Source organism: Wenzhouxiangella sp. XN24 (assembly GCF_011064545.1).
GTDB lineage: Bacteria > Pseudomonadota > Gammaproteobacteria > Steroidobacterales > XN24 > XN24.
This window is the reverse complement of the sequence record NZ_JAAMFG010000026.1, coordinates 68235-89566: the sequence shown is the minus strand read 5'-3', so window position 1 is coordinate 89566 and position 21332 is coordinate 68235. Positions and strand designations below refer to the sequence as shown.

At 66.2% G+C, this 21332-nt stretch carries 17 protein-coding genes; 12 read left to right on the top strand and 5 right to left on the bottom strand.

What is annotated here, in order from left to right; translation table 11 throughout:
• The first annotated feature begins 34 nt into the window (after nt 1–34).
• The 4 genes from G6032_RS03245 (at nt 35) to G6032_RS03230 (ending at nt 4549) form a co-directional block, all read left to right on the top strand.
• Nucleotides 35–1438: a sodium:alanine symporter family protein gene (locus G6032_RS03245; protein ID WP_165280703.1), complete on the top strand. Its 1404-nt coding sequence runs from the start codon at nt 35–37 to the stop codon at nt 1436–1438.
• A 31-nt stretch (nt 1439–1469) separates the two neighbouring features.
• Nucleotides 1470–1943 carry a DUF4442 domain-containing protein gene (locus G6032_RS03240; RefSeq protein WP_165280702.1) on the top strand — a complete coding sequence of 158 codons (474 nt, stop codon included), beginning with the start codon at nt 1470–1472 and terminating at the stop codon, nt 1941–1943.
• 65 nt (nt 1944–2008) lie between these two features.
• Nucleotides 2009–3094 (top strand): carotenoid 1,2-hydratase, encoded by a 1086-nt coding sequence (locus tag G6032_RS03235; RefSeq protein WP_165280701.1) that lies wholly within the window; start codon nt 2009–2011, stop codon nt 3092–3094.
• 51 nt (nt 3095–3145) lie between these two features.
• Complete coding sequence (locus tag G6032_RS03230; protein ID WP_346763745.1) at nt 3146–4549, top strand: hypothetical protein; 1404 nt, start codon at nt 3146–3148, stop codon at nt 4547–4549.
• 36 nt (nt 4550–4585) lie between these two features.
• On the opposite strand, the gene G6032_RS03225 is transcribed toward G6032_RS03230, so the two are convergent.
• Entirely contained in the window at nt 4586–4993 is a 408-nt protein-coding gene (locus G6032_RS03225; protein ID WP_165280700.1) for a hypothetical protein, read from the bottom strand.
• Between the two features lie 177 nt (nt 4994–5170).
• Between G6032_RS03225 and msrB the strand changes: the two genes are divergently transcribed.
• From msrB to G6032_RS03195, 6 genes are all read left to right on the top strand, one after another.
• On the top strand, nt 5171–5680 hold the full coding sequence (gene msrB / locus G6032_RS03220) for a peptide-methionine (R)-S-oxide reductase MsrB (protein WP_240901940.1): 510 nt from the start codon (nt 5171–5173) through the stop codon (nt 5678–5680).
• The gene (gene msrA / locus G6032_RS03215; protein ID WP_165280698.1) at nt 5680–6333 is read left to right on the top strand and encodes a peptide-methionine (S)-S-oxide reductase MsrA; all 654 of its coding nucleotides are present in this window, start codon (nt 5680–5682) and stop codon (nt 6331–6333) included. Before msrB ends, msrA begins: the two co-directional genes overlap by 1 nt.
• A gap of 114 nt (nt 6334–6447) precedes the next feature.
• Nucleotides 6448–8535 carry a S9 family peptidase gene (locus G6032_RS03210; protein ID WP_165280697.1) on the top strand — a complete coding sequence of 696 codons (2088 nt, stop codon included), beginning with the start codon at nt 6448–6450 and terminating at the stop codon, nt 8533–8535.
• Entirely contained in the window at nt 8492–9685 is a 1194-nt protein-coding gene (locus tag G6032_RS03205; RefSeq protein WP_206211779.1) for an efflux RND transporter periplasmic adaptor subunit, read from the top strand. Before G6032_RS03210 ends, G6032_RS03205 begins: the two co-directional genes overlap by 44 nt.
• Nucleotides 9685–12822 (top strand): multidrug efflux RND transporter permease subunit, encoded by a 3138-nt coding sequence (locus tag G6032_RS03200; RefSeq protein ID WP_165280904.1) that lies wholly within the window; start codon nt 9685–9687, stop codon nt 12820–12822. The genes G6032_RS03205 and G6032_RS03200 overlap by 1 nt, the downstream gene beginning before the upstream one ends.
• Nucleotides 12812–14227, top strand: coding sequence for an efflux transporter outer membrane subunit (locus G6032_RS03195; protein WP_165280695.1), 1416 nt, complete (start codon nt 12812–12814; stop codon nt 14225–14227). The genes G6032_RS03200 and G6032_RS03195 overlap by 11 nt, the downstream gene beginning before the upstream one ends.
• 59 nt (nt 14228–14286) lie before the next feature.
• Here G6032_RS03195 and G6032_RS03190 read toward each other — a convergent pair whose 3' ends face one another.
• Genes G6032_RS03190 through G6032_RS03180 form a run of 3 tightly spaced genes read right to left on the bottom strand, consistent with a single transcriptional unit; the run spans nt 14287 to nt 16583 of the window.
• A complete protein-coding gene (locus G6032_RS03190; RefSeq protein ID WP_165280694.1) occupies nt 14287–15609 on the bottom strand; it encodes an MFS transporter in 1323 nt (440 codons plus the stop codon).
• Between the two features lie 16 nt (nt 15610–15625).
• A complete protein-coding gene (locus tag G6032_RS03185; protein WP_165280693.1) occupies nt 15626–16084 on the bottom strand; it encodes a YaiI/YqxD family protein in 459 nt (152 codons plus the stop codon).
• A 16-nt stretch (nt 16085–16100) separates the two neighbouring features.
• Nucleotides 16101–16583, bottom strand: coding sequence for a cyclic nucleotide-binding domain-containing protein (locus G6032_RS03180; protein ID WP_165280692.1), 483 nt, complete (start codon nt 16581–16583; stop codon nt 16101–16103).
• Between the two features lie 235 nt (nt 16584–16818).
• Between G6032_RS03180 and G6032_RS03175 the strand changes: the two genes are divergently transcribed.
• Nucleotides 16819–19893, top strand: a complete 3075-nt coding sequence (locus G6032_RS03175) for a PAS domain S-box protein (RefSeq protein WP_165280691.1) — start codon at nt 16819–16821, stop codon at nt 19891–19893.
• Nucleotides 19894–19936: 43 nt separating this feature from the next.
• On the top strand, nt 19937–20566 hold the full coding sequence (locus G6032_RS03170) for a methyltransferase (protein ID WP_165280690.1): 630 nt from the start codon (nt 19937–19939) through the stop codon (nt 20564–20566).
• On the opposite strand, the gene G6032_RS03165 is transcribed toward G6032_RS03170, so the two are convergent.
• The gene (locus tag G6032_RS03165) at nt 20563–21075 is read right to left on the bottom strand and encodes a DUF1269 domain-containing protein (RefSeq protein WP_165280689.1); all 513 of its coding nucleotides are present in this window, start codon (nt 21073–21075) and stop codon (nt 20563–20565) included. The genes G6032_RS03170 and G6032_RS03165 overlap by 4 nt on opposite strands.
• Nucleotides 21076–21332: the final 257 nt, after the last annotated feature.

Sequence of the window (21332 nt, the reverse complement as noted above, 5' to 3'; positions counted from 1 at the left end):
CAGGCCGACCGATGGCGAGGCGCGAGGCAGTTCCTTGAAAGAATTCATCGATGCCGCGAACCAGCTCATGTGGGGTTCCCTGCTGATCTGGCTCCTGCTGGGCGCCGGGGTGCTCTTCACGGTGCTGTCGGGTTTCATCCAGCTGCGCCATTTCCCCCACACCTTCGGCGTCATGAAGCGCAGCTTCCGGCGGGAGCACGGTGGGATTTCGTCCTTCGAGGCCTATTGCACGAGCCTCGGCGCGCGGGTCGGCACCGGCAATCTCGCCGGTGTCGCCGTCGCCCTGGAACTCGGCGGCCCGGGGGCCATTTTCTGGATGTGGGTGACCGCCATGCTGGGCATGGCGACCAGCTTTTTCGAATCCACGCTCGCGCAGCTGTTCAAGGTCCCCAATGGCGACGGCAGCTACCGTGGCGGACCGGCTTTCTACATGCAGTACGGCCTCGGCAAGCGATGGATGGGCATCCTGTTCTCCATATTCCTCATCGTTTCCTATCCGCTGGCCTTCAACGGCGTCCAGTCGAACTCGATGTCCGCGGCCGTCCAGGAAGTCACGGGCATCGACACGGCCTGGACGGGATTGTTGACGGCGTTCCTGGCGGGGCTGGTGATCTTCGGCGGTATCCGGCGTATCGCACGGGTGGCCGAGATCATCGTGCCCTTCATGGCGGTGGCTTATCTCGGCACCGCCCTGTGGCTGGTGTTCAGCCACATGGAGCAGCTGCCGCGGATCATTCGCCTCGTGATCGACAGCGCTTTCGGCATCGGCCAGGCGGCCGGGGGCGTGTTGGGTTACGGCATCGCCCAGGCGCTGATCAACGGCGTGCGCCGCGGCCTGTTCTCCAACGAGGCGGGATCCGGCAGCGCGCCCATTGCCGCGGCCACGGCGGACGTTCGCCATCCTGCGAGCCAGGGCTACGTCCAGATGCTCGGCGTGTTCACCGATACCATCGTGATCTGTTCCTGCACGGCGGCCATCATTCTCATTTCCGGACAGTTCGAGGCGGGAGGCGGCGTCACCGGCATGGCGCTCACCCAGGCGGCGATGAGCGCACTGGTCGGCGACTGGGGCGCGGCATTCATGGCCATCGCATTGTTGTTTTTCGCTTTCACCTCGATCATGGCCAACACGTATTACGGCGAGACGAGCATTGCATTCATTCACCCGGACAAGCGGTTGTTGACGGCTTACCGCTGGGTGGTGCTGGTCGGCATCTACACCGGGTCGCAGCTCAACCTGCCGCTCGTGTGGGCGATGGCGGACCTGGCGATGGCTTTCATGACCATCGTCAACCTCGTGGCCGTGCTGGCGTTGTCCGGCCTGGTGATCAAGGTCATGCGCGACTACAACGCGCAGCTCGGCTACCACGTGGAACCGGTGTTCGACGTGTCGCGCTACCCGGAGATCGCACGTCGCCTGGTGAAGGGCAGCTGGTGACGGGCGGCTTCGAAGGGGGGGCTTACGGCCCATGAACAGGCTCGTGCGCGCCATGCAGTCTCCGCGGGCGCTGCGGCTGCTCTTCAATTGCTATCCCCCCTACCTGATGACGGGAATCACGGTGCGCGAGATTGCGCCGGACTGGCGCCGGGTGGTCGTGCGGATGGGGCTCCACTGGTACAACCGCAATTATTTCGGCACGCACTTCGGTGCCAGCCTGTATGCCATGACCGATCCTTTCTACGTCATCATGCTGGCGCGCAACATCGGTCCGGATTACGTGGTCTGGGACCGCGCGGCGCATGTGGATTTTCTCCGGCCGGGGCGCGGTCGCGTGACGGCCTCCTTCGAGCTCTCCCCGGCCATGATCGACGCGGTGATCGCAGCGACGGCCGGCGGCGGGAAACACGAGCCGACATGGCCGGTCGAGGTCGTTGACGAGGCGGGCGACGTCGTGGCGCGCGTCGCCAAGACCCTCTATGTGCGCCGCAAGCGGCCCGCCTGAATCGGCGCGCCCCGGCGGGGCGATATAGAATCAGGACGTAATCACTGCAGGGCGGAATTTCATCGATGTCGAAACGCGGCCTGCTGCTGGCCCTCCTGGCCGTGGGCGTCGCGGTCCTCTCGATGCGCATGCTTTACGATCCTGCGGACGATGTCGGCGCCGGCGCGCCGCAGCTGTCCCTGGAGGGTATCGACCGCCTCGCGGCCCGCTTTCCGCGGCCGGACGACGTGCCCCTGCGCATGCCGGAGGATCACCGCGCGAAACCCGGGCAGTTTGCCGAATACTGGTTGTTCGGCGGCCGGGTCACCGACGGCGCAGGCGCGGTGTATGGTTTTCACCTCGCCTTCTATCGGCTCGCGGTGGCCGAGAAACCGGTCGAGCGGGATTCGGCATGGGCCACGCGGAATATCTACCGGGCACGCTTCAGCGTGGAGCCGGTCGGTGCATCCGCGCAGGGCGAGGAACGCCTGAGCCGCGATGCGCTAGGACTGGCGGGTGCGTCGAGCGGGCCGGCGGTGTGGCTGGAGGACTGGCGTTTCACGATCCTCGACGACGGCGCCACGCTGTTGCTCGAGAGTGCTGCGTCGGACGCGGGTATGAAGCTGCGCCTGGGGCGTCCCGTAGAAGGCCCGCTGCCGATCGAGAGCGAACTGTACCGCGGTTACTGGTGGCCGGGATGGCAGGTCGAGGGCATGCTGGAGATCGGCGGCGAGTCTGTCCCCGTTCGGGGCGACGCCATGCTGGATCGCTTGTGGGGCCAGGCGCTGCCGGTGGGCCGAGGGCAGCTGGCGCTGGCGCGCGCCTGGCTCGATCTCGGCGAGAAGGGCATGTTGCGTTGTGCGCAGTTGCGTCGCCGGGCCGGCGGCGGCACGCCGTTGACCGAATGCATTTCGCGTCCGTCCTCGCTGGCCGAGGACATCGTGCTCGCGCCCGCGGATGACGGCTGGCGCGACTTCGGCGGGACCCGCTATCCGCTGGCCTGGACACTGGACGCGCCGTCGCTTGAACAGCGACGCATTGCGCCGCTCGGCGATCCGCCTCCGCAAGCCGACGGCGGCTGGTTCGGCCTGGTCGCAGTCGGCGAGGAGCCGGTCGCCGCAGGTGAGTCGAACTGGGGCATGCTGGAACTGAGCAATTTTCCGTCGCGCTGAAGGGTGTCGGCCATCGTTCCGGGGCGGCGGCGGAATCACGAGGTGAAACGAGTGAACAGATGGATCAGGAATTCGGTGTTGGTGCTGTGCGTAGCTTTCGCGGGCGGCTGCGGCCGGCCGGACGATGCGCCGGTCACGCTGGGCGAGCCGGGAGTATTGCCGCAGACGCCGCAGCGGAGCGGGGATGCGGCGCTGGGCTACGAGATCCTGGTCAACCGCGGCTACGTCAGTTGCGGCGTGCCGCTGGACGCATACGAGGCGGCGCGACCCGGTGGGGATACCGGGCCCTCGCTGCCGGGGCGGCTGGGGCGAAACGCCGAGTTGCCTTACGACCTGAACGCGACGGTGGACGACAATGGGGTCGAACTCGTCGTGAGCAACTGCCTGGCGTGTCACGGGGGAAGTTTCGACGGCGAGGTCATCGTCGGCCTGGGCAACGCTTTCGCGGATTTCAGCGTGGATCCGATGCCGGCGGTGGAGAGTTTCGGATTGCTGGTGGAGGACGGTCCTGCGGCCGCGGCCTGGCGTCGCTGGGCCGACCGGATCGGCGCGATCGCCCCCTACATGCAGACGGATACGGTCGGGGTGAACCCGGCGCCGAACCTGACGATGGCGCTGATGGCGCATCGTGACCCGCGCACGCTCGAGTGGCTGGAGGAACCGCTGCTCGCGCCGCCGCCGAACTCGCCCCTGCCGACGGCAGTCCCGCCCTGGTGGCGGATGCAGAAAAAGCACGCGATGTTCTATCACGGTGGCGGCCAGGGCGACCAGGTGCACTACATGATGCTCAAGTCGCTGGTGTGCACGGATCGCATCGAGGAAGCGCAGGCCATCGACGAGTGGTTCGCGCATGTGCGCGCTTACATCGTCTCGCTGGAGGCGCCCGAGTGGCCCCACGCGATCGATGCGGAGCTCGCGGCGGAGGGCGAGACGGTATTCACTGCCCATTGTGCGGCGTGCCACGGGACCTATGGTGCGGAATGGACCTATCCCAACCTGCTGGTATCGCTCGAACAGGTCGGCACCGACCCGGCCTATGCATTGCAGGCGGTCGAGGCGGAGCGTTTCATCCGCTGGTTCAACAGTTCGTTCTACGGTGAGGGCGCCGTGGCGCGCCCGGCGCCGGGCTACGTGGCCCCGCCGCTGGACGGCGTGTGGGCGACGGCCCCGTACCTGCATAACGACTCGGTGCCCAGCATCGCCGCCTTGCTGGACAGCCGCGCCCGACCCACCTACTGGCGTCACGCCGGCGAGCGCCCGGAGTACGACCAGGCCACGCTGGGCTGGCGTCACGAGGTGCTGGACCACGGCAAGGAGGGCGCACGGAACGCCGCAGACGCGCGAACGATTTATGACACCACCCGGCACGGCTACGGCAACCAGGGCCATACCTTCGGCGATGTCCTCAGCGACGCCGAGCGCCGGGCGTTGATCGAGTACCTCAAGACGCTGTGAGGCGGGCGCCAGGCAGCCGCGGCGCCGAGGGGTGTTTCAGCGGCCTCGCATGAGCTTCATCAACAAGGCCACGCCGAGGCCCCATGCGCCGTTCAGCAGCAAGGCGCCGACGAGGATCCGGGGGTCCCAGTCGGCCATGAATGCGCCGCCCTTCAGCGGGAAGACGATCGCCAGCGCCACCAGGCTCGGCAGGAGCGCGCCGAGGGCCACCGCCATCAGCCATTGCCGCGCGCCGAAGAAACGCCGCACCAGCAGCCACAACGCGATACCCCAGACGCCGCCCCAGAAGGCCAGCGAGATCACGGCCGGCACGCCCAACGGCGGCACCGGGCTCATGTTCCATGGCGGTTGGGGGAGTGATCCGGTCTGGTAGAGCAGCCAGTAAAGGCCCTGGTGAAACACCAGCGTGGAAACGAAGCCGGCAACGAATGCGCGCAGGAACATGGCAACTCCCCGGGGCGGGTGGCATACGAGTGCGCAGGTTAGCCGGTCCGGAGGGCGGAGGGAACCTCGCCCACGGCCGGGGCGAGACTCCGAACTTGAACTCCGGGCGAAACACGTACTCAAAGTCCGTGTTGTAATAATTCCCCCACATGCGAAGACAAAATGCGAAGACGAACCATGCTCAGACATATGACCGCAGCGCTGCTGTTACCGATGCTCCCCCTGCCTGTGCGCGCCATGGGTGACGACGCCTCTCCGCCGGCGCCCTCGGACGCTCAGCAGGTGAGTCGCGAGGCCTGGCGGGATCTCCTCCCCGAGGACCGGTACCACATCCTGTTCGAGGAAGGGACCGAGCCGGGCGGCAGCAGTCCGCTCGACAAGGAGTACGGCGAAGGCACTTACATCTGCGCTGCGTGTTACCAGCCACTGTTTTCCAGTGCGGACAAGTTCGACAGCGGCACCGGCTGGCCGAGCTTCACCCGGCCGCTCGATGGCGCGATGGACACGAAGCGCGACTTCCGCCTCATCTGGCCACGTACCGAATACCACTGCAGTAATTGCGGCGGGCACCAGGGCCATGTGTTCAATGACGGACCGCCGCCCACGGGGCAGCGCTGGTGCAACAACGGCCTGGCGCTGGAGTTCGTCCCGGCTGGCCAGGAGCTGCCGCCGTTGCGCACGCCGTGATGAGGGGGCCGCTCTACCGGGGACGGACGGATCGCACGCTCTTCGGCCGGCTGCTGTTGGGCATGCTCCTGGCCGTTTCGGCGGGTGTCGTCACGTCGCAAGCCGAGGAGGCTGACGCAGGAGATCATGCTCGGGCGACTTTTGCGGGCGGGTGTTTCTGGTGCATGGAACCACCCTTCGACAAGCTCGACGGGGTGATCGCGACGACTTCCGGCTATGCGGGCGGGCCCGAGCCCGATCCGACCTATCGCGATGTGGTCGCGGGGCGCACGGGCCACGCCGAGGTCGTCCAGGTGACTTTCGACCCCGCGCGGATCAGCTACGACGAACTTCTGCGCGTGTTCTGGCGAAACATCGATCCGTTCGTCGTCGATCGCCAGTTCTGCGACCGCGGAGCGCAGTACCGGACCGCGATCTTCTATCATGACGATGCGCAACGTGTGGCCGCCGAGGCTTCTCTCGCCGAGGTCGTCGCCCGATTCGATCGGGCGGTCGAGACGGAGATCGAAGCCGAGGGTGGTACGTTCCATCCCGCCGAGGCCTATCACCAGGATTATTACCTGGAGAACCCCCTGCGTTATCGCTATTACCGGTTCAGCTGCGGTCGCGACAGCCGTTTGGAAGAGATCTGGGGCGACGAAGCCGGGGGATGAGCGGTGCTCGGAGCGATTGCGCCCGCATGGCACGGGGCCCTGTTCGCTTGGCTTTGCCTCCGGGAGAAAACAATTTCAAAAATAATAATAACAATGGCATAGGGAGAATTCTTGATGAAGAATATCATTATTGGCCTGGTCGTCCTGCTGTTGTTTCCCTGGGCTGTTGCGGAGTCCCGGCCGTTCGACGTGGAGGACCTCGTGAGCCTGGCGCGGGTCTCCGATCCCCGGCTGTCACCCGACGGCCTGTTCGTCGCTTATGCATTGCGGGAAACGGATCGCGATAACGATCGCGGCGTGAGTACGCTGTGGCTGGTGCCGACCGCAGGTTCGACGGGACCCGTGCGCGTCACGACGCCGACATCGAGTGCCTCGGGGCCGCAGTGGGGTAACGATGGGCGAAGCCTCTATTTTCTCTCGGACCGCTCGGGCTCGCAGCAGGTCTGGCGCCTGCCGCTCGACGGCGGGGAAGCGGCGCAGGTGACGGACTATCCGCTCGCCGTGCGCAGCTTCGTGGTCGCGCCCGACGGCCGCAAGCTGGTCGTGAGTCTCGAGGTGTTCCTCGATTGCGACAATCTCGAGTGCACTCGTGAACGTCTCGACGAACGCACCGCCGGTCCCGCGACCGGGGTGCTCCACGATCGGCTGTTCCTGCGCCACTGGGATACGTGGAAGGATGGCCGCCGCTCGCAGCTGTTCGCGGTCGACCTGGATGAAAACCACCAGGCGGGAACACCACGCCTGTTGACGCCGGATTTCGACGGCGACGTGCCGACGCGTCCGTTCGGCGGCCGCAGTGACATGACGTTCAGTCCGGATGGCGAGCAACTGGTGTTCGTCGCCCGTGTGGCGCCCGGCGAGGAGCCGTGGTCCACGAACACCGATCTCTGGCGCGTGGCGCTTCGCGGTGAGGCGTCTCCCCGTAATCTCACGTCGGACAACCCTGCGACGGACACCGCGCCGGTATTTTCCCCCGACGGCCGCTACCTCGCGTGGCTGGCCATGGCCCGGCCGGGTTTCGAGGCCGACCGCCGGCGGATACTGTTGCGCGATCTGCGCTCTGGAAAGACCCGCGAGGTCGCGCCGGACTGGGATCGCTCGCCTTATGGACTCGCTTTCTCGACCGACGGTCGCACCCTCTACACGCGGGCCGACGACCAGGGGCACCGGCGGCTGTTTTCGATCGACGTGGCCTCCGGGCGCACACAGGCGATCAGCGGCGACGGTGCGGTCGGCGAATTCGACGCAGGCTCCGGGGTCGTCGTCTTCACCCGCGACGATCTCGCGAGCCCCGCCCAGTTGTTCCGCACCGATGCCTCCGGCGGGGCGCTGGGTCGGCTGACGGACCACAATGCGGAGCGGCTCGAAGACGTCGAGTTCGGCGCGTTCGAACAGTTCAGTTTTGCCGGCGCCGGCGGCCGGGAAGTTTTCGGCTGGCTGGTTCGACCCGTGGGCTACGAGCCTGGCCGCCGCTACCCCGTCGCGTTCATCATCCATGGCGGTCCGCAGGGCAGCATGGGCAACAGTTTTCACTATCGCTGGAATCCCCAGACCTACGCGGGCAAGGGGTACGCCGTGGTGTTCATCGATTTCCATGGCTCCACCGGCTACGGCCAGTCCTTCACCGACAGCATCAGCCGGGACTGGGGCGGTAAGCCGCTGGAAGACTTGCGCCTCGGCTGGGCCGCGGCGCAGGCGCAGTTCCCTTTGCTGGACGGCCAGCGGGCCTGTGCCCTCGGCGCGAGTTACGGCGGTTACATGATCAACTGGATCGCAGGCGCATGGCCGGAAGGATTCGACTGCCTCGTGAATCACAGTGGAGTGTTCGATACCCGCAGCATGTACTACACGACCGAGGAGCTGTGGTTCCCGGAGTGGGAAATGGGCGGTCCACAGTACGAAAACCCGGCCGGTTACGAGCGCTTCAACCCGGTGAACTTCGTTGACCGGTGGCGGACGCCGATGCTGGTGATCCACGGTGCGAAAGACTTCCGCGTGCCGCTCGAGCAGGGCCTTGCGGCGTTCACGGCGCTGCAGCGGCGCGGGATCCCGAGCCGTTTCCTATACTTCCCTGATGAGAATCACTGGATCCTCAAGCCGGCGAACTCGGTGCAATGGCATCGGACCGTCGAAGCCTGGCTGGATCGCTGGACCGCCGGTGACCCTGATACAACCCGGAGGGGCACCGGCGCCGAGGACTGACCGCGACAAGGCGGAACACGCGCGCGCACCCTCCTGGTACGCGGCCGTTCTTTTGTCTTTCGCGGTCCTGGCCGCGTGCGGAGACGGTCCGGGAGGCCAGGCCGAAGGTGAAGGCGCCGGTGGCCCGGCCGCGCCTGTCAGTTTCGTCGTCGTAGAGCGCCAGGAAGCGGTCATTCACCGGGATTATGTCGCGCGCCTGCATGGCGCTCGCGAAGCGGAAGTTCGGGCGCGCGTGGGCGGCATCCTCGAAGCACGCCTCTATGACGAAGGCTCGTCCGTCGCAAAGGGAACATCATTGTTTCGTCTCGACAGGGCGCCTTATCGCATCGCCCTGCAGCGATCGGAAGCCGAGCTGGCCAATGCCCGTGCGGCGCTGAACCAGGCGGAACGCGAGTGGCGCAGGGTTTCGGGGCTGTTCGAGCAGGCGGCAGTGAGCGAGCGGGAACGTGACCAGGCCCTGTCTACCCGGGAGCTGGCCGAGGCGCGCGTCGCGCTTGCTGAAGCGGGCGTCGCCCAGGCCGGGCTGGATCTCGAATACGCGACCGTGAGCGCGCCGGTGGCGGGCGTGACCGGGCTCGAGGCGGTGACAGAGGGCAACCTCATATCGCGGGGCGGGCTCCTGACGACCGTGACGCAGCTCGATCCGGTCCAGGCGCGTTTCGCCATGCCGGCGGAGGATGCGGTGGGCCGGCGCAGCCTGGCGTCCGATCCGGGAGACACGAACCTGGAAGTCCGGTTGTTGCTGGAGGAGGGCGGGCGCCATCCGCAGGCCGGCCGCATCGATTTCGTTTCCAGCAAGGTGGATGAGGCCAGCGGCAGCGTGATGATGCGCGCGATCTTTCCGAACCCGGAGCTGGCATTGAAACCCGGGGCGCTGGCACGTGTCCGCCTCGCGGTGAAACGATTCCGGGACGCGTATGTCGTGCCGCCGGAAGCGGTGTCCCAGGGCATGGCCGGTGCCGTGATTTTCGTCATCGATGCACAGGATCAAGCGCGCAGCCGTGACGTCCGCCTGGGTCCCGAAGTCGAGGACGGTCGGCTCGTCCTGGAAGGACTCGAGGATGGCGACCGCGTAGTGGTGGAGGGACAGGTGGGCCTGCGCGACGGGATGGCGGTCGAGGCCGAGCAGATCGATTCGCAGGGCGGATGATGCTGCATTTCTTCATCGACCGGCCGATTTTCTCCTCGGTCATTTCCATCCTCGTGATTCTCGGCGGCGTCGCGGCACTGCGGGCATTACCCGTGCAGCAATACCCCAACGTGGTGCCGCCGCAGGTCGTGGTTTCGACCGCGTTTCCCGGTGCCAGCGCGCAAGTGATCGCAGAGTCCGTGGCCGCGCCCCTCGAGCAGGAGATCAACGGCGTGGACGACATGATTTACATGGAGTCGTTGAGCACCGATGCAGGTTTCCTCCAGGTCACCGTCTCCTTCGCCATCGGCACCGATCCCGAGCAGGCCCAGATAAACGTCAACAATCGCGTCCAGGCGGCCTTGCCCCGTCTGCCGGAGCGAGTGCGCGTGCAGGGCGTGCGAGTCGAGGCGCGCTCGACCAGCATGCTGATGGTGCCGGTGATGATCTCGCCGGACGGCCGTTACGACACCCTGTTCATCAGCAACTACACGCTGCTCAACGTGATCGACGAACTGGTGCGCCTGCCCGGTGTGGGCGACGTCTCGCTTTTCGGTCGGCAGGACTATTCCATGCGTATCTGGTTGCGTCCGGATCGCCTCGCGCGGTACGGATTGACGCCGAGCGACGTGGCCGCCGCCATACGCGAACAGAGTGCACAGTTTGCCGCGGGGCGGATCGGCGCCGAGCCCGTGCCGGACGACCAGGCTTTCACGTTCGCAATCTCCACGCGCGGCCAGCTGGAGACCGCCGACGAGTTCGAGCAGATCATCCTGCGCAACGACGAGAACGGCGGCGTATTGCGCCTGGAGGACGTGGGCCGTGCCGAACTCGGTGCCCAGGACTACGCCTTTTCGGCCACCTACAACGGCCAGCCCGCGGTGCCCATGGGGATTTTTCTGCAACCCGGCGCAAACGCACTGGAAACGGCTAACGCCGCGCGCGCGCTCCTGGAAGAGATCTCCATGCGCTTCCCGGAGGGAATCGAGTACCGGATTCCTTACGACACCAGTGAATTCGTCGAGTTCTCGATCCGCGAGGTCTACATCACCTTGCTTATCGCGGTCGTGCTGGTCGTGTTCGTGACTTTCGTCTTTCTCCAGCATCTGCGCGCCACGTTGATTCCGGTGGCGGCGATTCCCGTGTCACTGATCGGTACGTTCCTCGGCATGCAGGCCTTCGGATTCTCGATCAACCTGTTGACGCTGTTCGGCCTGGTGCTGTCCATCGGCATCGTGGTGGACAACGCCATCATCGTCATGGAGAACGTCGAGCGGCTCATGCAGGAGGAAGACCTGCGCGCTCGCGAGGCCTCCATCAAGACGATGGGACAGGTCGCCGGCGCCGTGGTCTCATCGACCCTGGTGCTGGTCGCCGTGTTCGTGCCCGTGACCTTCCTCGGGGGGCTTTCGGGCGAGTTGTATCGCCAGTTCGCGGTCACTATCGCGATCTCCGTGGTGATTTCCGCGCTCGTCGCCCTGACCCTGACGCCGGCCTTGTGCGCCTTGTTGCTGGACAAAGCCGGTGTCGCGGTGACGAGGCCGTTCCAGCTGTTCAATCGCGGTTTCGATGCGACCACCCGGGGTTTCGTCGGTGGCGTCGGGTTCCTGCTCAGTCACGCCCTCCTGGGGGTCGCCCTGTTCATCGGCGTGATCGTGCTCGCCGTCGCGCTGATCCTGCGCTTGCCAAGCGGCCTGGTTCCGCAGGAGGACCAGGGCCTGGCACTGGTCGTCGGCCAGCTGGCCCCCGCCGCGGCCTTGCAGAGGACGGAAGAAGTGCGGGACCGGATCACCGGAGGGCTGCTCGAGTTCGAGGAGATCGAAGAGTTCACGTCCTTCGCCGGCTTCGACATCCTCGGTCGCACACAGAAGAGTAATGCACTGGTCGGCTTCGCCCGGCTCGCGGACTGGGACGAAAGAACCGGGCCGGGACAGGACGCGGCATCCGTCGTCGGCAAGATCATGGGCCTTGGCCAGGGTGTCAAGGAAGCCAATGTGTTCGCGTTCATGCCGCCGCCGATCCAGGGGCTGTCACTGACCGGCGGGGTGGAAGGCTATCTGCAAGCGCGCGGCGCTGCGAGCGCGTCGGCGCTGGAAACGCTCACGAACCGTTTCCGGACGGCGGTCGAAGAGCGCCCCGAGGTGGGCAGCCTGCAGATTACTTTCAGCGCGCAGGTGCCCGGTTACCGGGCGGAGATCGACCGGGAACAGGTGCGTGCGCGGGGCGTGCCGATCGATGCGGTATTCGACGCAATGCAAAGCACTTTCGGTGCGCTTTATGTCAACGATTTCACGCTGGCCGGCAGGACCTGGCAGGTCAATCTGCAGGCGGAAGGCGAGTTCCGCGATCAGCCGGACGACCTGAGGCGCGTTCACGTGCGGTCCCGGGACGGCACGATGGTCCCCCTGAGCTCCCTCGTGAGGCTGGAGCGCAAGGGCGGTGCGGATGCGGTCGACCGCTACAACCTGTTTGCTGCCGTGAAATTCCTCGCCGAGCCGGCGCCCGGCTATACGAGTGGGGCCGTTAAGGCCGCCATGGAGAGCATCGTCAGCGAGGAGCTGGGCGCGGACACGGAGCTGGGCTGGATCGGTGAGGCCTACCAGATCGAGGCGGCGGGCGGCGCGGGAACGGCGGCGTTCGCCATGGGCCTGGTAATGGTTTTCCTCATCCTGGCGGCGCAATACGAGCGCTGGTCGCTGCCGCTGGCGGTCGCGACCGCGGTACCGTTTGCCGTGCTGGGCGCTGCCCTGGCGATGATGCTGCGCGGGTACCCCAACGACATCTATTTCCAGGTGGGATTGCTGGTCCTGATCGGCCTGGCGGCGAAGAACGCCATCCTGATCGTGGAGTTTGCGGCCCAGAACCGTGCCGAGGGCATGAGTTCCATGGAATCCGCACTCGCCGCAGCCCGCCAGCGTTTCCGCGCGATCATGATGACTGCGTTGACTTTCATCATCGGCACTTTGCCCCTGGTGTTCGCCGGCGGCGCAGGGGCCGCGAGCCGGCGGGAAATCGGCACGGTCGTGGTGGGCGGCATGCTGGCGGCGAGCACGCTGGCGCTGCTCTTCGTGCCCCTGTTCTACAAGCTGCTGGAGGATTTCGTCAGCTGGCGCGCGGCACGGCGCGGCAGTGGGGAGGAGGGGGCGGATGCGTCTTGACAGGCTGACTGGCCTGGCGGCGGCCGGCCTGTTGACGGCTTGCGCAGTCGGACCCGATTACGAACGCCCCGAGCTGGAGATGCCGGAGGCCTGGCCGGACCAGGCTGTGCTGGAACCGGTGGCGGACGCGGAACTGCAACAATGGTGGCGCGTGTTTGGCGATCCTGTGCTCGACGAGTTGGTCGAGCGTGCGCTCGGGGACAACCTCGAGCTGCGCATACAGGTGGCGCGCGTCGAGGAAGCGCGCGCCCGGCTGGGACTGGCCCGTGCGGAACAGCTGCCTACGGTCGACCTGCAGGCCGAAGCGTCACGGGAGCGTCAACCTGCCGCGGCATTCGGCATCGAAGGATTCGATGCCGCGCCACGCACCCTGTTCTCCGTCTCCGGCTTGCTGGGCTACGAGATCGACCTCTGGGGACGGCTGGCCCGCGAGCGCGAAGCGGCGGCGGCAGACCTCGAGGCCAGTGTCTACGCCGGGGAGGCGGTGCGCCTGGGACTTATCGCCGACGTGGTCGTGACTTATGCCGGCCTGCGTAGTGCACAGCGGCAGCTGCGCGTGACCGAGCGCACGGTGGCGGCCCGGCAGGAGAGCGTCCGGGTGCGACGATTGCGTTACGAGGCCGGAGCGATCGGAGAGCTCGAGTTGCGCCAGGCCGAGTCGTCGCTCGCCAGCGCACGCGCGGAGCTGCCTGCGCGCATCGAAGAGCTCCGGGGGCGCGAAAGCGCGCTCGGTATCTTGCTGGGGATGCCGCCGGCGGTACTGTTCACGGCGTTCGATCTTCCGGAGGGAGGGCTGGAGAAAGGCGCCGTCCCGGAGACGATTCCCGTAAACCTGCCCGCGGACCTCCTGCGTCGTCGTCCTGATCTGCGCGCCGCGGAAAGCGAACTCAAGATGGCGACGGCCGCCGTCGGCGTCGCGGCAGCTGCGCGTCTCCCCAGGCTCGCACTTTCCGGGTTGATCGGCACGGCAGCCGCAGACAGCGCTGGGCTTTTCAGTTCCGAGGCCGAGGCCTGGCGCGTGGGCGCGGGGCTCGACGGGCCGTTGTTCGATTTCGGCCGGGCGCGTGCCCGTTTCGAATCGGCCGAGGCAAGGCTGGAGGCGGCGGACCTGCGTTACCGGGCGACGGTGGCCGTTGCCCTGGCGGAAGTGCGGGACGCGCTGGCGTTCTACGAGAGCAGCGGGCAGCGCCTCGAAGCCGTCGAGGCGCAGATCAGGGCGTTGCGCCGCACGGAAGAGCTTGCCGAAATCCGGTACGAGGCTGGCTATATCAGCATCATCGAGCTGCTCGATGCGCAACGCGCGCTACTGGCGGCGGAACTGGCACAGGCTCGCGCACTGGCGGATCGGTACGTGGCCACCGCCACGCTTTTCAAGGCACTGGGCGGCGGCTGGGAAGTCACCTGAACCTCAGCCGATCTCGCTCGAGCGGCTCGAGCAGCAACCGTGCATGTTGAAATTCGAGTTCAGGGAATCGGGTCCGATGCTCTCTTTGCGCTGATGTTGGCGCAACCCGTTTCGACGAGGAACCGCGACGCGATAGCCGCCAGGGCGGCGAAGCACACCAGCAGCCAGAGGCCGCGGTCATAGTCCGCCGCGGCATACACGGGTACGCCCATGGAAAGACGACCGTCCCAGCCCAGGTCCATGGCCCAGCCGAACAGCGGCTGGAAAACCGCGGTACCAAGAAAAAGTCCGGTGTTGACCAGCGCGATGGCCATGCCCGACAAGGCAGGCGACGTGACTTCCCTGGCATGGGCGTAAGCGATGACGAAACTGCCTGCACTCAGGCCGAGAAGGGCAAATAGAAGCAAAGCCGGCAAGCCGGGTGTCCACGGCAGGAAGAGGAGGCCGAGGGCTGCCGACAGGTAGATGACCGCACCCGCGCGCAGCAGCGGTACCCGGCGGCCAAGGCGGTCGGAGAGGCTCCCCGCCGCGAGGCAGCCGATCGCGAACGCAGCCGTGGCCACGGTCGTGTAAACAGAGGCTTCTGGGCGGGTCAGTCCGTGTACATCCCGCAGCAGCGGTACCGCCCACAGTCCCAGCATGCCGAAAAGGCTGCCCGTCATGCCGAAATCGTAGATGAAGCCGGGCCAGAGGCGGCGGTTCGCCAGCACGTTCCGCAGGTCGTGGATCCAGTGCCGGTGACGAGGCGCATGGGCCGGGAGGCCTTCCATTTCGCGCAGTGACGGGAAACCGAGATCTTCGGGCTTGTCGCGCACGAGCCACCAGGACACTGCGCCCAGCGCAATGGCGAACACGCCGAGGGCGATGAACAGCGTGCGCCACTCGACCTTCATGAGTATCAGTGCCAGGGGGCCGGTCGCGGCGATCGCGCCGATGTTGCCGAGGAGCAGCGTCAGGCCGCTGATGGTGCCGTAACGCCGCTCGCTGAACCAGGCGGTGTTGCTCTTCATCAGGCCGACGAAGACCACCGACACGCCCAGTCCGACGAGCAGGCGTCCGCCGCTGGCGGTGGCGAAACTGTCTGCGAGGCCGAACAGGATCGCGCCGGCGCCCGCAATCATGTTACCGAGCGTGACGGCGAAGCGCGCGCCGAGCGTATCTGCCAGCACGCCGGCCGGAAGCTGCATCGCCGTATAGACGTAAAAGTACATGGCGGCGAGCGAGCCGAGTGCGGCCGCAGTGATGCCGAATGCCTGGGTCAGCTCCGCGGCCACCATCGCGGGGGCGAAGCGATGAAAGAAAGCCAGCATGTAGGCGACGATCAACACGGCGTAGATCGTCCAGCGGATGCGCTCGAAGCGCTGCGGGTGAGTGGGGTGCATCAACTGGTCACGCTGTTCAGGGCCGCGTCGCGGACTGTCGTACCAGCATTTCCAGGGATTGCAGGAAGCGGGAGCGATCTCGCGGCGTAAAGGGCGGTGGCCCGCCCCCGACGCCGTACGCGCGCAGATCGGCCATGAGTTCCCGGGTGGCGAGCGCGTTGCCGATATTGTCGTCGGTGAAGGGCTTGCCGCTCGGCCCGAGGACCCGGGCGCCTTTTTTCAGCGCGAGGGAGGCCAGGGGGATATCCGCGGTGATGACGATATCGTCGGCTTTCAGCTGGGCGACGATCCAGTCGTCCGCAGCGTCGAAGGCCCCGGAGACGACCTGCATGCGCAGCCGGGGGCCGCGCGGCAGCGGCATGCCGGAATTGGCGACGAAGGTGACGGCCAGGCCGTGCCGGATCGCGACCTTCGCTGTCTCGGCCTTCACCGGGCAGGCATCGGCGTCTACGTAGATGTGGGGCGCATCAGCCACGCTGGCGCACCCGGACTCAGTAGCGACCGCCCGTCTTCATCATGTAGTTGCGCAGCTCGGCGGATTCGAGATTCATGCGCATGAGATTGGTGTGCGTGACGCGAAACAGGGCTTTCATGACCTTGTACACCAGGCGGGGATGGCTCTCGATCAGCTGCTCGAAATCCTCCGGTTCGAGGGTCAGGACGACGCCGTCCGTGTCGGCCCGAAGCATCGCCTTGCGCTCGGATCCGTCGAGAAAAGCCCGTGTACCTGCGCATTCGCCGTTGCGGAGCTGGTAAAGACAGGTTTCGCTTTTGCCATCGGCTTTGCAGACACTCATCTTGCCGTCGGCCAGCACGAACAGCGTCCTGCGGGCTTCACCCTCGCGCACCACCAGCTCGCCCTTGCGTATCTCCTGCAGGCCGATCTTCTCAGCCAGTGCAGTACATTCCTCGGGCTCGAGTTCCGCCCCGAGGATCGACCGGGCCACGGCCTCGCTCTTGTCCAGCTTCGTCATTGTCATCACCCGCCAGTCATCAGCATGCGTTGCAGACGCCACCAGGAGCGCCCATGTAAGCCCGTAGTTTACCGCGATGCAGCGAAAGCGGCGATGGGCGTGACCGATCCCGGCCGGGCACGGCATAATCCCGGATTGCAGCTTCTGTCCCGTGGCCGTAGCCTGTGTCGGATGCGGGCCGCGCGAACTGCAGTCGCCGGCGACTTTGAGTAATTCCCGGGTACCCCCCCCCCCGATGTCCGACGCCATCCAGCCCCTGCTGTTGAATGCCGCCCTGCTGCTTGCGGTTGCGCAGATCCTCGATCTGGCGACCTCGTCCGGCATGCGCGTTGCGCCACGATACTGGAAACTCGTGGCCGGACTGCTGCTCGGGATGGTCGGCATCGCCGTGATGATCTTCTCGGTGCCGGTGGCGCCCGGCGTTATTTTCGATATGCGCTCGGTCCTCCTGGGGATCGCCGGCCTGTTCTTCGGTGCCGTGCCAGCGCTCATCGCGATGGCCATGACCGCCGTATTCCGATCGATCCAGGGCGGGGCCGGCATGCTCGCGGGCATCGCCGTGATCGTGGCGACGACAGCGGTCGGGCTCGCCTGGAGACGGTGGAAACCTCCCGATACCGTGGTCATGAACTGGTGGGATCTGTTGGTCTTCGGGCTGGCCGTCCACGCGGCAATGCTGTTCGTCCTGCTTGGGACACTGCCACCCGAGATGGCGACCGAAGTGGTCAAGAAAATAGCGCCTGCGCTGGTCTTCGTTTATCCGTTGGCCACGATGCTGCTCGGGTTGTTGTTGTCCCGGCGCCTCGGTGTTGCCATATCACGCCGCGCGCTGCGCGAGAGCGAAGACCGCTATCGCAGCCTGTTCGACGACAACCACGCCGTAATGTTGATCGTCGAGCCCGAGGGTGGCGCCATCGTCGAGGCCAACCCGGCGGCGGCAAGATTCTACGGGCGCCGCCAGGAAGAACTCGAAAAAGCCTCCGTCGATGAAATCAATACGGAGCGCTGGACCGAGATCAGGCAGGAGTTGCTCGGCCCGGATCCGCACGCGAAGCGGAGTTTCGAGTGCCGGCAAAGAACGGCCGGCCAGGAAATCAGGGATGTCGAGGTCTACACGGGACCGATCGATCTCGGTGACAGGAAGCTGCTGTGCTGGATCGTTCACGACGTGAGCGATCGCAAGGTCGCTGAAGCGCGCGTGACGTCCATCCAGGAACAACGTGCCAAGGAACACCTCGTCGTGCTGGAGGTGCAACGCGAGGCCCAGGCCAGGGCCCTGGAGTTGATGGAGCAGGCGATCGCATCCCGGGACCGCGCCGAGGCGGCGCTTCGGGAACTCGAGCGAACCCAGCGCCAGCTCGAATTCACGTTGCGCAAGAGCCGGATCGCCGGGTTCGAAATCGACCTCGAAACAAGGAGCGTCATTCGCTCGGCCGAGCACGACCGGATTTTCGGCTATCCGGAGCCCTGCAAGGAATGGACGCGCGCCGTGTTCCTGTCACACGTGCTGGAGGAAGACCGCCCGGACGTGGAGGAGAGTTTCGGCGCTGCGCTACTCGACGGCAGCGACTGGGAACGGGAGTTCCGGATCCGGCGCGTCGACGGCGCGGTGCGCTGGTTATGGGCTTCGACCAGTCCGCAGGAAAGCGAAGACGGCAGGGCGCGGCGGCTGACCGGCGTGCTGCAGGACATCACCTCCCGCAAGGGCGACGAGGAACGCTTGCGAAACCTGTCCCAGGCGGTGGAGCAGAGTGCAGAGAGCATCGTCATCACGGACCTGGAGGGCCGGATCGAATATGTCAACGATGCGTTCGTGCATGCCTCGGGTTATCGCCGCGAGGACCTGGTCGGCCGGAACCCGCGCATCCTCAAATCGGGCAAGACGCCGCCGGAAACCTACGAGCAGATGTGGGCCACGCTCACCCGCGGCGAGAGCTGGCGCGGCGAGCTCTGCAACCGGAGCCGGACGGGCCGGGAGTACTATGAATCGGCGGTCATCACGCCCCTGCGCCGCCGCGACGGCACGATCACCCACTATGTCGGCGTGAAAGTCGATGTCACCGAGAACAAGCAGCTGATTCATGAGCTCGAGGGTTATCGCAACCATCTCGAGGAGCTGGTGGAACAACGCACGCACGAGCTATCCGAAGCGCGCCGTGCCGCGGAGTCGGCCAACCTGGCCAAAAGCGCTTTCGTTGCCAACATGAGCCACGAGATCCGCACGCCCATGAACGCCATCATCGGCCTGACCCACCTCGTCCGGCGTTCCGGCGTGGATGACCAACAGCGCTTGCATCTCGACAGGATCGACGCCGCCGGGCGCCACCTGCTGGCGATCATCGACGACATCCTCGATCTCTCGAAGATCGAGGCAGGGCGACTTGAGCTCGCGCAGGAAGATTTCGAGTTGTCCACCGTGATCGACGGCGTGGCCTCGATCATCGGGGACTCCGCCGGCGCCAAGGGGCTGGAGGTGCGCACCGAAATCGGGGAGGGGCCTCGCTGGGTGCGCGGCGACCCCGCGCGGCTGCGCCAGGCGTTGCTCAATTATGCCTCGAATGCGGTGAAGTTTACCGCCGAAGGCACCATCGTGCTCCGGGCCCGGTGGCTCGAGACCGGCGGTCCCACGCCTTTGATTCGTTTCGAGGTCGAGGATTCGGGGATCGGGCTCGATGACGAAACGGCGAAACGCCTGTTCAATTCCTTCGAGCAGGCCGACGCGACGATCTCGCGCCGTTTCGGTGGCACGGGTCTCGGGCTCGCCATCACCCGCCACCTGGCGCGAGTGATGGGCGGAGAGGTCGGCGTGGAGAGCCAGCCGGGCATCGGCAGCCGGTTCTGGTTCACGGTCCGGCTGGCGCCACGCCAGGGCGCCGACGCGACTGCGACGCAGCCCGGAGCCGCATCCGATCCCGAGGCGCTGCTCCGGGCGCGTCATGCGGGCGCGCGTGTCATGCTCGCCGAGGACAACGAAGTGAACCGCCAGCTTGCGGTGTACCTGCTGGAGGGTGTCGGCTTGTCGGTGGACACAGTGAGCAACGGGGCCGAGGCGCTGGCCAGGGCGCAGTCCCGCCATTACGATCTCGTGCTGATGGATATGCAGATGCCCGTGATGGACGGACTCGAAGCGACCCGGACGCTTCGCCAGCGTGAAGGGTGGGCGGAGATCCCGATTCTTGCGATGACGGCCAACGTATTTGCCGAGGACCGTCGCGCGTGCGAGCAGGCCGGAATGAACGACTTCATCGCGAAGCCGTTCAAGCCGGAGATGCTTTACCAGAAGTTGCTCGACTGGCTGGACCGATGCTGAACCCGAGGTCGCCGCACTCGGCGTCCGGACGGCCGGGCTGACGATGGCCAGCGCATTGCATCGGCAGCGGCTCGCCACGGTGGTCGAGCACCTCGTGTCGAGTGGAGCACGCAGCGTGCTCGACCTGGGCTGCGGCGAAGGCGAGTTGCTGCAGCAACTCACAGCACATGCATGCTTCGAACGCCTCGTCGGCATCGATATCGACGACCGCGCCCTGGAAGCGGCGCGACGGGCGCTGGGCCTGGCGAGGGTGCCCCTGCAGGACGATCGCACGCAGGTGCGGCGCGGCTCGTTCGAGAGCGGCGACCGGGATTTGTGTGGCTTCGATGCCGGGGTACTCCTCGAAGTCATCGAGCATGTCGATCCCCGGCGGCTGGCATGCGTCGAACGGGCCGTGTTCGCTACCATGCGCCCGAACACCGTGCTGGTAACCACGCCCAACCAGGAATACAACATCCTCCACGACCTCGGGCCGGGAGAATTCCGGCACCCGGGCCATCGTTTCGAATGGCCGCGCGCGAAGTTCCGCCAGTGGGCCGGCGGCGTTGCTGCGCGGAACGGCTATCGGGTGTGCTTTTTCGACATCGGGCCGGCAGATCCCGCGCGCGGAAGTACGACCCAGATGGCGCGGTTCGTCCGGCCGGAAATCGGTACGATGCGCGCGACCGCCTAGGGCGGGATGACAGGCGGGGGCGGCTCCACACCTTCGACATTCACGTCGGGATCGAGCCGGCGGATGAGTGCATTGACGCGCTCGACGCGATCCTTGGGCACGTCCACCATGACGACGATACGGCCGGCTTCGATGTCGTTTGCGAAGGGCGCGAGCCGGGAACTCGGAAACGCGAGGCCGGAGATTCCCGTGCCGAGGCCCCCCACGCTGGCGCCCAGCAAACCCAGCAACAACACGCCCCCGGCGCCGACTTCGATCCGGGACGGCGCGAAGGCCAGCACGACAAGGCCTATGAGCAGTCCGCCGACGGCGCCGAAGGTGACACCGCGAATAAATGCCGGCATGAAATCGTCTCTCTCCGGCCCGGGCCCGGGTAATCGCTCCATCGGGAGATCCGGTGGCCCCAGGGCATAGATATTCTTGCGCGGGAGGCCGTCTGCTTCGAGGTGCTGCACCACGGCAACCGCATGCTCGACGTCGGGAGAGACGAAACAGAGTCTTTTCTTCATCACTGTGCCAGGCTGCGTGCAATCGTCAGTACGACAAAGTAGAAGACCAGCAGGCATGCGACCAGGAGGAGAATATTGCGCCACGTCACGGCGGATTTTCGCATCGTCGGTTTCCTCTGCCGCGGCTCACGGCAATTTCAAGTCTTCTAAAAAAAAGTAGCACAGAATCAGCAGGGCTCCCGGGCCGCTGCGGCTCGAGACGGCCGGGCCCGTGGCAGCCCGGCAGGCGGGAGTCACGCTGCAATCCGGCGTGTCGC